The sequence below is a fragment of the Palleniella intestinalis genome (genome assembly GCF_013166595.1).
Classification (GTDB): Bacteria; Bacteroidota; Bacteroidia; order Bacteroidales; family Bacteroidaceae; genus Prevotella; species Prevotella intestinalis.
The window spans coordinates 146,169-162,396 of record NZ_JABKKG010000005.1; the positions used below are offsets into that span (position 1 = coordinate 146,169).

Annotated in this window: 5 protein-coding genes; 1 reads left to right on the forward strand and 4 read right to left on the reverse strand. The window is 47.7% G+C overall.

The features are described from left to right. Positions 1 to 430 precede the first annotated feature (430 nt). A complete protein-coding gene (locus tag HPS57_RS08565) occupies positions 431 to 1,633 on the forward strand; it encodes an ATP-binding protein (protein ID WP_172182151.1) in 1,203 nt (400 codons plus the stop codon). A gap of 171 nt (positions 1,634 to 1,804) precedes the next feature. Here the strand turns inward: HPS57_RS08565 and HPS57_RS08570 are convergent, their stop codons facing one another. The 4 genes from HPS57_RS08570 to HPS57_RS08585 form a co-directional block, all read right to left on the reverse strand. After that, a complete protein-coding gene (locus HPS57_RS08570) occupies positions 1,805 to 3,844 on the reverse strand; it encodes a leucine-rich repeat domain-containing protein (protein WP_172182153.1) in 2,040 nt (679 codons plus the stop codon). A gap of 807 nt (positions 3,845 to 4,651) precedes the next feature. Beyond that, positions 4,652 to 8,866: a beta-d-glucuronidase/beta-L-arabinofuranosidase gene (locus HPS57_RS08575; RefSeq protein WP_172182155.1), complete on the reverse strand. Its 4,215-nt coding sequence runs from the start codon at positions 8,864 to 8,866 to the stop codon at positions 4,652 to 4,654. Between the two features lie 114 nt (positions 8,867 to 8,980). Continuing rightward, positions 8,981 to 11,821, reverse strand: coding sequence for an alpha-d-galacturonidase (locus HPS57_RS08580; protein ID WP_172182157.1), 2,841 nt, complete (start codon positions 11,819 to 11,821; stop codon positions 8,981 to 8,983). 283 nt (positions 11,822 to 12,104) lie between these two features. Next, positions 12,105 to 16,175, reverse strand: a complete 4,071-nt coding sequence (locus HPS57_RS08585) for a family 78 glycoside hydrolase catalytic domain (protein WP_253946518.1) — start codon at positions 16,173 to 16,175, stop codon at positions 12,105 to 12,107. Between the last annotated feature and the right edge of the window lie 53 nt (positions 16,176 to 16,228).

Here is a 16,228-nt window from a genome sequence, read left to right on the forward strand (position 1 = left end):
AAAACAGACCATTGCCACCATATTCCCACCAGCGCGCTAACCGCCTATAAGACAATAGATTACAAAGAAACAACCTTGACATATTGATATGCTTTGCAAAAGGTAACACTTTACCTTGCGAAAGGTAACCTTTCACCATGCAAACCGTAACACTTGACTTAGTGAAAGGTAACCTTTTGTTTTGTCTTTTTTGTCATCCAAGATATTTATGAAATCAGGGACATCTTATTATATTTGTACAATATCTTCCTCATATTTATCCCGAAGATTCATACAGGCAATATAAATCCACCTATATTTTTCATGTATAAGTGAAAAATACGATAAATTTACATCTTTTTCTTGTATAAATGAAAAAAACAACAAAATCCGCATCTTTTTCTTGTATAAGTGAAAAAAAACATTTACCTTTGCCTTCAAAAAGAAATATATGCAACTGATTATTCGAAAACGATATGTTGATTTGATACTTAATTACCTTGGTAAAGGTCTGATAATTGTATTGACAGGGCAGCGACGCGTAGGCAAAAGTTGTATTTTGCAATGCGTTGAGAGACATATCATGCAACATGAGAAAGAAGCCAATATCATATCTATAAACAAGGAGTATGCTGAATTCAGCAACATAAAATATGATAGCGATTTGAACGAGTTCATCAACAACAGACTGAAAACTGACAACAAGAACTATCTTTTCATTGACGAGGTGCAGGATATTTCTGGTTTTGAAAACTCCCTACGCAATTTCCATGCAAAAGGTTCATGTGACATTGTTGTTACCGGAAGCAACGCAAAAATGCTATCAGGAGAATTGGCGACTTACCTCTCCGGCAGATACATTGAAGTGCACATACAAAGCCTTGACTACCGTGAATTCCTGACATTCCATAATCTTCAGAACAGTGATGAGAGCTTGCTGAAATATCTTTCTTTTGGAGGACTGCCACAATTGGCTCATATCGGACTGGACAATCACAGAATGGTCACATCCTACCTTAACGACATTTACAACACTGTTGTCATGAAAGATGTCATCAGCAGGGAGAGCATTCGCAATGTCAGATTCCTTAATGACCTCGTCAGATTTGTAAGCGACAACATTGGCAAGAACATCTCCGCTAACAGCATAAGCAAATTCATGAAGTCGCAGAACCAGACAATCTCACCGACACTGACAGCGAATTACCTGAGATTCCTGTGCAACGCCTACATCATAAATTGCTCCAAACGGTTCGACATTCATGGGAAAAGACTGTTTGAGACTAATGAGAAATATTATTTTGAGGACATAGGTCTCAGGAACTCTTTAATTGGAATCAACCTGCGCAATGACATTGAGAAACTTCTGGAGAATGTCGTCTACCTTAATCTATGTGCCAATGGATATAATGTAACAATAGGACAGCTGCTCAACGGTGAAATAGATTTTGTTGCAGAGAAAAACGGCAAATGCCTATATATACAGGTCTGCTATCTCTTGTCAACGGAAGAAACCATCGAAAGAGAATTCGGGAACTTGCGCAGGATAAAGGACGATTTCCCGAAAATCGTAGTGTGCATGGATAATCTGGCAGCAAATGGGAATTACCAAGGCATCGAATGCATACATATACGTGATTTCCTGATGTCCTGACAACGGCTTCCACAAATGGCGCGAAGCAGATCATCTTGCTCCAAACACAGAAAAAAAATATTTATTGGACAAAACTTATCTTTCACATAACAACAGGCTCAGCAGGAAACCATATTGGATTTTCTGCTGAGCCTGTTGTTATGTGCAGACAGATGCTGCTGCACAGCAAGTTTACTTCACCATAATCTTCTTGCCGTTGACAATGTACAATCCGGAAGGGAGGGCATTGACCTCTGCCTTGCTCGCTGCCTCCTTGACAAGAGTGCCTTGGAGGTCGTAGACATTGAAGAGGCTATCAGCAGAAGTGGATGTCTCCACACTCTCTACCGATGTGCTGAAATCGTATGCCTCTATGGTGGAGAATTTCATCCATACATCAGCATATTTGTATCTCATCAATGCTCCATGGTTCACATAGAGTGTGCAACTGCTGTAAATTGGTTGGAAGAACACATTCTGGCTGTTACATACCGGTGGTGTCATAGGGGAGACATAGAGCCTCTTTAATGCACGGCAGTTAGAGAATGCCATATCATAAATGTCTGTCACAGAATTTCCGATTGTTACATCAGTGAGACTTGAGCATAAAGTGAATGCGCTTCCACCGATAGTTTTCACGGAATTAGGGATGACTATGGATGTTAAACCGGAGCAGCTATGGAACGCCCCGTCACCGATAGTCTCCAAAGAATTGGGGAGCGTTATGGATGTGAGGCCTGAGCACCGCTGGAATGCACCCATACCAATAGTTACCACAGATTCAGGGATTATCACTTTTTTAAGTCCCTTACAATTGTTGAATGCACCATTTGGAAGTTCTGCAACAGAGTTCCCTATTACAACATCAGCAAGTCCGGTGCAGCTATTGAATACACTTTCACCGAGGGTTTTCACAGAGTTAGGGATTATTATGGATGTAAGACCGGAACAGTTAGAAAACGCTCCATCACCAATAGATTCCACAGAGTTAGGTATTTCCAAGGAAACAAGACTACTGCAGCTTGCGAATGCACCCATGCCAATAGTTGTCACTGATTCCGGAATTGTTATTGATGTCAGTTTCTGGCAGCCTGCAAATGTTTCGTAATCAATGTTTTTTAGGGAATTAGAGATTGTGACGGATTTAAGACCTACACAACCTACAAATGCACTCATACCAATAGTTTCAACAGAATTAGGGATTATCACAGACTCAAGTCTTACGCAACTATCGAATGCACTCATACCAATAGTTTTCACAGAATTAGGGATTGTTACGGAGGTCAGACTTGAACATCTTGTGAATGCATTGGCTGCAATAGTTGTCACTGAACTTGGGATAACGTATTCAGAAGAGGTTCTGCCGCCGGGACAAACTTCTAATGTTGTCTTGTCCTTGTTGTACATCACACCGTCCACCGAACAGTAGTTAGGATTATCCTTATCCACAGTTATTGACTTGATGCTGCTACTTATAAGTGCTCCAGGAGATATTTGAGCCACAGAGCTTGGGATGATTATCCCCGTGATTGTTTTGCAGCTAACAAACACCGATGCCCAAATGTCTGTCACAGTATTTGGTATTGTGTATGTCTCTGTCTTGTTGTAACCGTCGGGGAACAGCACCAACTGAGTTTTCTCCTTATTCAGAACCACACCATCCACTGAGCAGTAATTCAGATTATCCTTGTCCACATTCACTTCTGCAAGGGAAGAAGAGTACATGAATGCATCCGAGTTTAGACCAGTCAAAGAAGCCGGAAGGGTTATGGATGTGAGTTCTTTACTGCCACCAAACGAACAGCAGCCAATCCTTTCTACCGAATTACCCAAGGTCACGCTTGCCAATGCTGTACAGCCGTTAAACGCATAGTTTTTAACATTTGTCACAGAGTTGGGAATTGTAACACTTGTCAATGCTGTACAATTGGCAAACGCACCTTTTCCAATGACTGTCAAAGAATTGGGGAGTGTTATGGAACTGAGTTCTCCGCAATTGAGGAATGCCTCCGACAATATTTCTGTCACAGAATATGCTGTGCCGTCATATTCCACTGTCGCAGGAATCACAACATCGCCACTGTAACTTACTTCTCCCCTTGTCACCATTAAGGTGTTTGGGGCATCGGGTGATTTGAAATAGTAGATGCCATTCACCTCAAAGTCATAGGCAAAGAGAGTCTGGCAACACACAATGAGCATAGCCAATAAGAGTTGTCTTAGTCGTCTCATAATCATAAAGTTTTAATCAGTTTAGAATATTCGTCCTGCTCCCAACAAGCGAAAAGAAATAAAAAAGTTGGTTTTCTCAATGGCATAGATACAAAAAAGTGTGGGAGTCCTTGCTGCCCGTCCCACACCTTGAGGCTGTCGCATTGCCCATCACAGTAGAACGAGCAACGCCGAAGCCCACACCGATATGTTAATACACAACCTATTGCACATGTTTTTACGCGTGCACAACAGGCATGGAAAGTGTACAACACACCCATAGGGCGTCACCGCTGCATTGTTCTTGACGAGAAATTGGAGGTTGCGACATTCCGAATTGTCAAGCCCAAGCGCTAAGTTACGCTCTTCAATAAATATGCGCCCACCCTCATCCTTTTGCAGACTTCAGCCTTTTCGTTGTAGAAAGACTTCCACAGCATAGCAGACACGGTAGGTTCTGCAAAATTAAGAAATAACAATGAGATAACCAAATTTTCAGACAAAGAAATTTAATGTGCACGATAAATACTGATAGCCATAATGGCATAATCACCCAAAATCCGTATTAATCAGCATGAGGAATCTTTTATCATGCGGATTTAGAAATTTTATGCAGTTAATCAGCTACATTTTTTTATTGCTACATACCCCCATTCATACCCCTATAAAATTTGCATTCGCTTGTGAAATGTTATACCTTTGCAACACATTGTTAGTAAACAAGCGTTCTTTGAAATATTTGCCATAAAACCAAAAACAGAAAAGGCCGCCCATAAAGGGCAGCCTTGTTCTATACATTATATTATATAGTCATTATTTCTGACAGAGTCATTGCACCTCAAGATACTCAAACTCGACAGGGGTTGCGCCGACGATTGGTTTCTTTGTGCTGGGCACAAGGAGCTGTACCTGATAGTTTCCGGCGTTGATCTGTGTTCCTGTTGTCGTGGAAACGAGCTTGAACTTCTTAGGAGTTGTAGGGAATTTCATCTCACGGTCGACAAGGACTGCGCCCTTTTGGTCGACAATGCGGAGCTGTGCCGTTACAGGTGCACCCACATTCTTGTAGCGGAAGCGCAGGGCATACTCGCGTGCTACACCGGGAGTGATGATGAACTCCTTCTTCTTGTTGAGAGTGTAGCGTGATGCTGGGAAAGCCTCTTCCTCTGCAGGGAGCATGGATTTCGGCAGTTTCTCCACACGGTCGTTGTCTGTTTTCTGCCAGAAACCCGCCTCACTCTTGTCGGCAAGCGGCTTGACGGAAGCGTCCGATGTGCGCACTGCAATCGCTGAGATGACAGCCTGACCTGCCTTTACTTCAGGGAATGAGATTGTCAGTTTGCCGCCTTTCACCTCTGCCTCAACAGTCTTGCGGAACGCTCCTGCATGACCAGCCTCTGCCCAAAGGTCTATGTCCTCAACCTTTACCTCGCCATTGACGGCAACGGAGAAGAGTCGCTGACCGTCACAGTCAGTCTTCAGTCCGCCACCAAGTCCGAGCCATGGCTCTGCGAAATAAAGCTCAACTGTGTATTTCCCGTCAGGGAGAGGGAAATCATAACTGAGTTTGTGGCGTCCGAAGCGGAATGTTTGGAAGAGATTCCAGTCCTTTGTGCCGTGGATAGGTTCTGCTATGCTGCCCTGGGAAGCACGCACGCCATCCCATGACTTGCCGTAAGTGAGATTGTCACCCTGCCATTTGTTGCCGAAAGAGTCTGTGTAGCTGTCACCGCCACAGTTGAGTCGGAGGACATAGTTCTGTCCCTCGGCAGGCTGAAGGCTTACCGGGTGCATGTCGGCTGCTACAGGTACAATGTCAGAACCCTTGTAGAGCTTGGCGAATCCCGGTGCTTCAGGCAGTCCGTCAAGGAGGATGATGTCCTCGGCGACAGCCTTTCCGCCACGGAAACCTACAGCGCGGAGCACATTATACTTAATAAGGCGGTGCTCCCAAAGCATGTGCGTGCCTGGTTTGCGTGCGTTGCGCTTTCTTCCAAGGTACTCGCTATCGTCGGCACTATTGTAGAGACGCACACTGTCGCAGTTGGAATAGACAGCGATGTCTGTGCGGCGCGCACCGGTTTTCTTGAAGCGATCTGCCCATGTATGGCTGTTGATGTAGACCATAGGGTCAACATCAGGAGACACGTAGTTGGACCTGTACATATAATAAACATCAGCCGGCTGTTCCCAAGAAGTGAGAAGTCCCTTGTAGTTCACCGGTCCTATCTTGTCAGCCATGCGGTAAGCACCGTCCGGCTGCACACGTCCCGGATTGTCATGTGTGGCGAAAATCCACTGATAATGTCCGCAGACACTGTCGCGTGCTTCCTCGGCGAGGCGCACTTTTGTCTCAAGAAGGTCTGTCGCACGCTCCTCGCTGTAAGACTTTTCCTTACGGAGGGAATCAACAGTAGCCTCACTGTGCAAGCCGATTGTGCGCCATGCGCCATACTCACCGTTAAGAAGCTGGTTAGGCTGCTTGAGTTCTTTGTCGTAGTTGAGTGCCGTTCCGCCGTATGTTCCGCTCCAATTCTGTATGACATTCCAATCGGACCCCTCACCACCATTGCATGTTGTGACAGGGCGACGGGCAGGGTCAAGTTCCTTGATTATCGCAGTGCATTCCTCCGCAAAGTCTTTTGGAAGAGTGGATTCGTTCTGCAATCCCCACATGACTACCGACGGAGAGTTGCGGCGTTCCTTGATGTATTGGCGCAACAAAGTCTTGAAATTCTCACGGAACTGTGGCGTGTCGTACCAAATGTGTGCGGAGAACTGGCTCCAGAAGAGCAGACCTTCCTTATCAGCCAACTGCTGATAGAGGAGGTTATGTGGCTGATGAGCCTCACGGTAGGCATTGAAACCCGCCTGACGGATGAGTTTCATGCGTGACTCTATCTGCTCATTGCTGAATGCATGGCTGTTGCCGAAGAGATGGTCATAGTCGCATGTGCCATTGATGAACACAGGTTTGCCATTCAGATAGAAGCGGTTGTCACCGTCATTGCGCATCAGAGGCCATGAGAAATTACGTATGCCGTAAGCTGTCTCCACCTGGTCGGTGGTCTTGCCGTTACGCTTAACCATGGAAACCACCTTATAAAGATAAGGGTCTTCCTGTGACCACAGTGTCGCATCGGTTACCTTTGCCTGCTGGCGCACGGTCTTTGTCTCACCCGGTTTGAGGGTAATCTTGTCTGTACAACGGAAGACACGCTTGCCGGAAGCCATGTTAAAGTTGTTGACAACCTCAAATTCTGCAACGGTAGTGCCGTAGTTCTTCACCTCCGTCTCTATGAAAACAGAGTCGCAAACGTCATTGTTCCATACATGGACACCAAACGGTTCGATGCGCACCTCATCTGTCTCGACAAGGCTGACAGGACGATAGATACCGAAAGGCTGCGAGCCTTCGGAGAAGCCCCATTCGGAAGAGCAGCCACCACATACCCAAGGCATGTCGGTGATGAGCTCAGGATGGTCGCAAAGGACTGTCAGACTGTTGTCGCCATCCTTGATGCAGTCGGTGATGTCAAGAGTGTAGGTCAGTCTTCCTACCGGTCGGCGGTCAAACTTTTTGCCATTGACTATCACTGTAGCATAAGAGCCGAGACCTTCGAAATAGAGGAAATAACGCTTTCCCTGCACACGTGTGGCACGGAAAGTCTTCTCATAAAGCGCAGAGCCGTGAAGGTTTCCATGCTTCTTCTGGCTGTATCCGTAATAGTCATCCCAGTTGTGTGGGACATTGCCCTGCCACACTTTGCCCTTCGCAGCAGCGTCAGTGGCAGTGAGGAGGGTTGATTTCCACCCTTCTGAGAGTGAGGTTATGGTGCGCTTTGCCTTACGCTGCGGAGCAGGGAATGCCACATCAGACTTGCCCATCGGGCGTGATGTGGCAAGCGCGATGCCACGCTGGCCGTCGTTGTTTACGGCACAATAGAAGTGGTAAACCACACCGTCATGCTTCAGCACATAGCTCTTGTGGGCAAACATCTCGTCATACTGCTTTGTAGGCCATACCAAGTCCTGTCCGTCCCAGTCTTGCCAATGAACCAAATCACGGGAAACGGAGAATGTGTTGAAGGCGTTGTACTTCCTCTCCGGGCTGAAAGCGGAGAAGTAGAACATTACATACAGTGGCTGTTCCTTGCCATTCACCGCTGTGGATGATGAAGAGTTCCTCTCCTGTTCCCACTTGGTAAAGTCGACGATCTGCGCATCGCCGGTAATGATTCCCGGTGCTTCGTGGGTGAAGACAGGATTGCCGGCATAGCGTTCCCATTTCTTCATGTCGTTGGAGAGTGCTATTCCGATGCGCTCAGCCTTCAGATTGTTCTCAGGATTTATGCCGCCTGCGTTGTAGAACATCACAAAACGCTTGCCGAAAGTCTTGCGCTTGTCCTCATAGATGGTGGACTTGTACTGTATGAGTTTCTCCCACCACTGTGCTCCCTTGTCATTGATGTGAAGGAGAGGCTTGTCAAGTGACTGCCATTCATGTGCCGTTGTGATGGAAGTGTCGATGCCGTCCTTCAACGCAACGTCGGTCCATGCCTTGCCGATGAACAGCGGTGCGCGGACTCCTTCGTAGCCTGTGCCCTCGCCACCTATATATGTCATCCAGTGCTTGCCCTTATATGTTCGCATACGGTAGTCACCGTTCCAGTCCCAATCGATGAGAGCCGGGAAACCGCCTCGCTGGTTCATGTCCCATCCGCTGTCCTTATAATCAAGGATGCAACCAAGGGTGCGCCAATGGAGCAAGTCATCACTTTCGCTCAACCACGTGGTATAGCCACGTCCGTCAAGTCCGCCGGAACCGTTGTAGATGACATAAGTCATATACCACTTGTTGCCTTCACGGTAGACAGTAGGGCAGTCTATCTTATGCCCGTTGTCCTTCGGTGCAACGACCATACCGTATTTGTATGGCGATTTCACCTCATTATAGATATCCGTCATGACCTCCTTGGAGACTTTCTGCGCCATGGCAGAAAGGGACAAGAATGACAGAACCGTCAAAAGTATATGTTTCATTTTCCTTAAAATATATTTTTCAGATTGCTTTTCTCCCTGCAACACAACTGCAGGGCTTATACAATGAACAGCGGGACAAGGCTTTCCACCCTGTCCCACTGCATGGATTCGTTATCAATAGAACAGCCAGTCGATGGAGCTGTCTGCACCTGAAAGACCTGCATCGCGAGGGTTAATCTTGTCGGAGGTGTAGCCAAGAATGACAAGGAATCCCTTCGGCAGCTGCAGGCGGTGCTTGCCGGGAGCGAAGTTGTAAGGATGGACATTCACCTGTGGCATGCCATTGATGCGCAATGCCGAGGTGAAGCATGGGTCCTGCTGTCCGTACTCGCTGGCAGTGGCGTCAATCTCCAGTTTCGGAGCACGTGCATACTTGCGCTGGTCGTCACGGAAATAGCCAACAAGGAGCGTCACCGGCTTGTCGCAAGAGAACTCAACAACAGTGCCTTCGTTACGCTGTACTTTGGAAGAGAACACATAAGCCTGCATTCCTTCGAGTTCCTTGCCATAGTCGGTGATGACGGAATCAAGATCATTGAACAATTTTGCCCCCTTCTCCACCTTTACAGTCTTCACATCACCTGCCAGGACAACCTTCGCATTACGCAATGGTTTTATTTCCTGCTTCTTGACTCCTGCAGAAGGAGATTTGAGCTGTGCAATGTTCTTCTTGAGGTTTGCAAGCTCCTCTTCGTACTTAGGAAGCAGTTCGCTCCAATGCTTCATCTTGCCGTCGTCTCCTGCAATAGGCACACGACGCATGGAAGTCTGCATACTGTTGGCATAGTGGTAGGTCTTGTTTGTTATTGCAACAAGACGGCGATAATGCTCCAGACCTTCTTCAAGGAGTGGCACAGCCTTGTCAAGCTCTGAGATATCGTTTGTGTACTTGTAGTTAAGCACATGCTCGCAGGCACGAACCTTCAGACCGAAAGCATAGGCAAACTCACGGTAACTGTGAATATCGTTCTTCAGACGCTCAAACTCGGCATTGTTCTTGCCGATGTTCTTGCCGGCAGCCTCTATTGCCTTGACAGCCTTGTCACCATGATCCATGCACTGACGGACGATGTCAAGAGGCAGTTCGCCCACATGTTCCTTGACATTCAGTTTAGGATTGACATTGTCAGGGAAGTTGGTATTGATAGGCAATGGCGCGTTATGTTCTTTTGCAACATATTCTATGAGCTTCTCACCGTCAGGTCCGCAGCTCTCGTAGAAGCCCGGATAGACGGTGTATTTGTAAGGGTTGACAAGCTGCGAACAGAACATTCCGAGGAGGAGTGTCTGACGGTTGCCCTCGGTAATGCCGAAACGGCGCAGGAGCTTCGGAGCGATTTCACCGCTCTCCTCCAATGCTTCACGGATGCGTGCTGCATTCTCAGCTGTTGTGCCGTAAGTGTTTGCGAGGGTGTCATCCCAGAAAACAATCTCCTCATTGCGGTCACGGTGGCAGTTCCAAGCATAGCGTCCCCATGCGGAGTACCACATCCAGTCGCGGTCAAGCTGCTTCTGGCGTGAACCGTCGGCAAGTTTGTCAGCAGTGTAAGGCCAGTCCCAATACGACGCCTGCGGGTAAAGGTGCAGGGCATTGGCGTTATGTGCGTTGTGCATAGCGTTCACTGTCTTCTGTATGAAGTCAGGAGAAGACCAGCGGAAAGGCTCCAGATTGGCAAGAATGTGTACGTTTGCGATGTGTGTAGAGCCAAGAGCGGCAAGGGCACGATGGGTTTCTCCCCAAGGACCTTGCGGTGTGTAGGTTGTCAGAGACTCACCGTTGTACTTGTTCATCGTGTAGAGGTTCTTGTACAAAGGCAGCGAAGCCTCCATGACCATTTTGCAGTCTGTGTCGTGGGCACGCAGGAGAATCGGCGGTTCGTCTGTCCTTCCGAGAGTCTTCAAACCGTCCTTAACGGCAGGGATGATGGTCTTTGTCATCCATTCCACGTCATCCTCGTATGTGCTCATCGCCTCACCAAGACACACAAGGAGTCCCACATTAGGGTAATTCTCAATGAAAGCCTGAATGGACTTGTGGGTATAGTCCTGAATCAACGGTGTGATAGGACGGTGGCGATCCTGAGTCTTTATGCCGTAATGCTCGGCAAAAGGCTTGGAGACAAGGATGTTGTAGAACATCTGTATCACAAAGATACCGCGCTTGTCTGCCTCATTGGTAAGGAAGGCAAACACCTCCTTGTTCTTCTCAAACGTGGCATCATCGACCTCTACGGCAAAAGGATAATCCTTCAGCTTAACCAAAGATGCGAAAGGATGTCCGTTCCAAAGATAGACAGAGTTCATGCGGTTCTCGACAAGCATGTCAAGATAGTCAATCCAATGCTGCTTGTCGTAGAACCAAGGGAAGAGCTCCGGAGTGTAAGGATACTCATAGACCATGCGTCCGGGCAGGAGATAAGGCTTCTGCACACCGATACATCCGCCGCGGAGCACCATTTCCGGAGCGTCCTTTATCTGTCCCGGAAGGTCTGTTATGCCATGCTTCTTAATCTGCTCGGCAAGCTCTCCGCAGCCGTAGATGCATCCTGTGCCGTCGTTACCGACAACAGTGATGCGCGCTTTCAAACCGCGCTGCTTGCTGCCGAGGGTTACTGAGGTAATGGTGAAACCCTCCTTCTTTGTTATGAAGGAATCGATTTGCTCGACAGGATAGCCTTTACGGCGGTCCTTTTTCATTTGTTTCTCGCGCGCAGCAAGTTCAGCCTTGGCATCAGCGACCATGCCAAGCGTAATACGGTGCTCCGCTTTCTTGTCTTCTTTGCCATTGGCAGTGACGACAACGGTAAAACCTTGCTGCCGGAGCTTCTTCTGCAAATATTCCGCAGCATAGGTCACACGATTGCCCGCACCTTTCGGTGTCACGATGTTCACGCTCTCTGCCATAGTGAACAGGGAGAACATGAGCAGGGAAATGGTTGTGATAATGTTTCTCATATAATGATTTTCTTATTTTGGTTAGTTGTTCTTGTTTGCCATTTGCATGAAATAAAGCAAAAATAATTCACGCAAGGCACCACTCACACTTATAACTACCTTTCATACAACCGGTTAGCAACAGACTGACGAAAGGTAACGTTTTGTATGACCAAAGGTAACACTTTACACGGTGAAAGGTAACCTTTTAGATAGTAAAGTGTTACCTTTGGTTTGCCGATTGGTCAGCCGTGCCTTTTCATACTGACACAGCTGACCAAAAAATCTCTCCAGAAGGAGGATGTTAAGGGTTAAGCACAACACGCTTATATGCCACACGCTGGCGACGCCATGTATAGATGCAGTGCAGCGAACCGTCCTTGCCTTCGATGATGGCAGGGTAAGAATACTGGCTTATCGGTGAGTCCTCCAATGTGATAAAGTGCTTCCAGTTGACACCATCCTCAGAGATTGCAAGTGAGCATGGGGTGCGCGGACCTTTCGGAGTGCCCGGAAATGTGGAGAAGTTGTTATAGATAAGCACGTGACGGCCGTCCTTCAGTGTCACGGCATCTGTGCCCGACTGGTTCTGAGGGACATCAAGCAATGTGACTTTCGTCCATGTATCACCGTTGTCACTGCTGTATGTGGACGCAAGTTTGCCATTGCGTGTGCGACCGACAGCCTGCAAACGACCGTCCTTCAGTCGCAGGATAGACGGCTGAATGCAGTAAATCGGCTGCGGTTTATGCTCCTTCACTGTATCGTTTGTTATCAGTGTGCCGTCCGGATTCATATCCTGAGTGAGGATAGACATCTCACGCTCTATCGGTCCGACATACTTCCACTTGCCTGTCTTGAGGTCCATTATCTCGAAATGGAACTTCCATCCGCCATTGCCCTCTGTACTTGAAGGGCATACAAGGCGACCGGCGATAATCTCAGGTTTGTTCTTAACCGGTCCGATGAACCCGCGGTCAAGCGGTTTACGCTCAGACCATGTCTTGCCACCATCCTTACTCTTCACAATCCAACCAGTCCAGTCAGCAACGGAAAGACCAATCTTGAAGAACAGCCAAAGCTCGCCTGAAGGCATTTCGAAGAGCACAGGATTCCAGCAAGCCTTACGACGATAATCCTTCAAGGCACCTTCGGCAACTGCTTTGTCTGCAACCGGAGTAACAGTCTTTGCAGGTTTCTTGCCTGCCCACTCCTCTTCCTGCTCGTCATCGGCAGACTTGGTGGAGACAGGGGCTTTCTTTGCGGAATAGAAATAGTTCGGCGCGAGTTTCAAAGCCTCGGCAAGTTTGATGTAGCCCTTGGTTGCAGGAGTGGATTTCTCATTGATTCCTGCAATTTCAGCGTCCTCTGTGCCGAGACGGAAGACACCGTCGGCAGCGAGGACAGGCTCACTCCACTTGTCAGAACCTTTTGCCTTGCGCTGTGTCCAGATACAAACATCAGGATTGCGCTCCTTTGTTCCACCGAAATATGTAGCCACGAGGTCACCGTTTTTCAGTTCAACGATGGACGCAGAATGACACTCCGGAAAATCTGTTTGTGCATAGACAAACTCGGAGTCGACAATCTTGGCATTCTGTGTGGCAGGGCTGTCAAGTGTCGGACGTGTGTTGTTGTTCATCAGATTGAACTTGCTATCGAAGGTATATTCACCCGAGCCGATAGTCTTAACTGTGCCATCCGGGAGGTAAACATCAGCAGTGGTGTTCGCAGGAATCTCCACCTGCCAGCGCACCTTCTCAAGGTCTTTCTCCCATTTTGATACAACCTTGCCGTAAGGTGTGTTGTATGACATGTCGACATTATCAAGTTCCTGAATCTCAAAGTTAGGACGGAGCGTGATGTGCTTGTATGCCACAGAGCCTTCTGCATTGCGCAGACCGCCAAGATGCTGATAGCACCATGGCAGGAGGTCACCAAGGAGCATTACATGGTTGCCGGAATTCATGGCAGGATTAGCCTTGTCGCCATTCCAAAGTTCCCAAATCGTTGTCGCTCCGTTCTCTACCATATATCCCCATGAAGGATATGTGCGGTTTGTGGCGAGGAGATAAGCCACGTCGGCATAACCGTTCTCGGAAAGACCGCGCATCAGCCATGAGATACCAATAACACCGCAAGAGATATGTCCCTTATTCTTTGTGATGACATCAGTGACAAGATTCTTCACAACCTCTTCCTTACAGTCGTCTGGAACAATACCGAGAGCGAGCGGAAGAAGATTGGCTGTTGAGGTGTTGTTACCGTAGAATACGCTGTCAGGGAACAATACATGTCCCGGGCGTGGAGATGTGCCGCGCTTAACGGTAAGGAATCTCTTGTTGAAAGCCTCTGTCATCTTCTTTTCAAGGTCGGCATAAGTCTGCTTGTCGGCGGAAAGCCCCTGTATTTCCGCAAACTCCTGCATAAGGCGGAGGTTACGAATCATGTAGGCTGTGGATATGAGTGCCCCGTTTGTCTTACGGGTCTCGTCTTTCGCATGGATAAGTTTCAGATCCTCAGGTGGCACACACCAGTCGCCATAATAGTCTTTTGTGATGATATAGTCCTCCATATAATCCTCAAAGACATGGTTCATCCATTTCTTGATATATGGATAAGAGTCAATGATTGGCTGCTTGTTGCCAAACTGGCGATAGAGCATTTCGCACCCGAAAGGCAGTGCGGAAGGCCATGTGACATCATCATTGTAGTATGTCCAATATGCCGGAGCGACATCGCAGAACACACCGTCATAACGCTGTGTCTCATAAATGTCACGCATCCACTTAGAGTAAAGACGCTCGTTTCCAAAGAGGAATGACTCGCCAAGGCTGCCTACGGTGTGGTCGCCAAGCCATGGCTGACGTTCATTGCGCTGAGGACAATCGAGTGGGAAGCCTTTATAGTTGGAGATGATTCCCCACCATGCGTTCTTATATACATTATTCAATACATTGTTGCTTGTGGAGAAGTTGCCTGTGAACTCCAGTCTGTCAGCCACCGCTTGTGCCTCAAGGTCTGTAGCGGCAAGGCTCTTCATACCTTTCACCTCCACAAAACGGAAACCGTGGTAAGAGAAAACGGAGTGCCAAGGCGTGCCGTTCTCTTTGCCTGAACAGATGTATTTGTCCTCTGTTTCTGCATCACGGAGATTCTTGATATACAGGTCGCCATTCTCATCCAAACGCTCCGCATACTTTATTTTTATTGTATCACCGGCATTACCACGCATGTTCATCTGCACCCAGCCTGCCATGTTCTGACCGAAGTCCACGATATAAGTGCCACGTTCGGTCTTCTTCACGCTAACAGGTTTGATGTGGTGTGTGATAGTCATATTTGGTGCAGTCTGTCCATGAAGCTCACCGATAGGAAGGGTTGCACGCTCCGGCTTCTCCCATGATGAGTCATCATAGCCCACACAGCTCCATTTGCCAAGGTCTTTGCGTGCGTCATAGACCTCTCCGTCATACTCATTATTGGAACGGATAGGGCCTTCTGCAGTGATTTTCCATTTCTCTGAAGAGCCGAACTTCTGCTGTGTGCCGTCCGTGTACTCGACAATGATTGTCATACGGCATGTCGGCAAACCAAGGAACGGTATCTTGTAATGCTTATGGTAGCGTGGCGGAACAGTCCTGCCGTTGCCAAGAATGACACCCATACATGCCTTTCCTCCTGTTGTTGTGGAAGATGCGAGGCTCTTTGTGATGTCGAATGTGTTGTAGATTATTGAACGGCGTGTGTCTGTCTGAGCAGGAGCGAGGACATCAGTACCTTGTCTTTCACCATTTACATAGAACTCATAGAGTCCCAATACACCGACGTATGCCGTGGCACGTTTTACGGTTTTTGCAGGGTTGAGCTCAATTTCACCACGTAGATAGCGTGCATTGACACGTGTCTTGTAGCCCAACGACTCTCCTTCAAGCAAATGGTCGATACCTACCCATCGTCCTGCCCAATGGCTGTCGGCAGTCAGTCCGATACCGAACTCCTGCGGTTCTGCCCAATCGGTAGTACCATTGTTGGTCTTAACCTGTACAGTCCAGAAGCAACGCTGATTGTCTTTCAATGCCTTTCCGGCATAGTTTATCCAAATAGACTCGTCACTCTGTACCATACCGCTATCCCAAAGGTCTGCCCTACCCTCTTTGAGGAGTTCAGGAGCAGACGCCACCATGATGCGGTAAGCTGTCTGCATGGTGTTTTTCTTTGCCTCGGTAAGCTGCCAAGAGAAGCGCGGAGTGTGCGTAGGAAGTCCTAACGGGTTCTCCATATTCTCCGTTACAAGGCGCACAGCCTTGGGCTTTGCCATGGCAAAAGTCAATGAGAATAACGCCAATATGGCGATAATGATTCTTTTGTTCATAAAAGATTAGTGGTATATTGATTATGTTTTTATTTCCTAATAAAGTGTGTTTT

Excerpts from the sequence above, each read along its gene's own strand:
- HPS57_RS08565 (WP_172182151.1), top strand. The coding sequence starts at position 431 with ATGCAACTGATTATTCGAAAACGATATGTTGATTTGATACTTAATTAC.
- HPS57_RS08570 (WP_172182153.1), bottom strand. The coding sequence starts at position 3,844 with ATGAGACGACTAAGACAACTCTTATTGGCTATGCTCATTGTGTGTTGC.
- HPS57_RS08575 (WP_172182155.1), bottom strand. The coding sequence starts at position 8,866 with ATGAAACATATACTTTTGACGGTTCTGTCATTCTTGTCCCTTTCTGCC.
- HPS57_RS08580 (WP_172182157.1), bottom strand. The coding sequence starts at position 11,821 with ATGAGAAACATTATCACAACCATTTCCCTGCTCATGTTCTCCCTGTTC.
- HPS57_RS08585 (WP_253946518.1), bottom strand. The coding sequence starts at position 16,175 with ATGAACAAAAGAATCATTATCGCCATATTGGCGTTATTCTCATTGACT.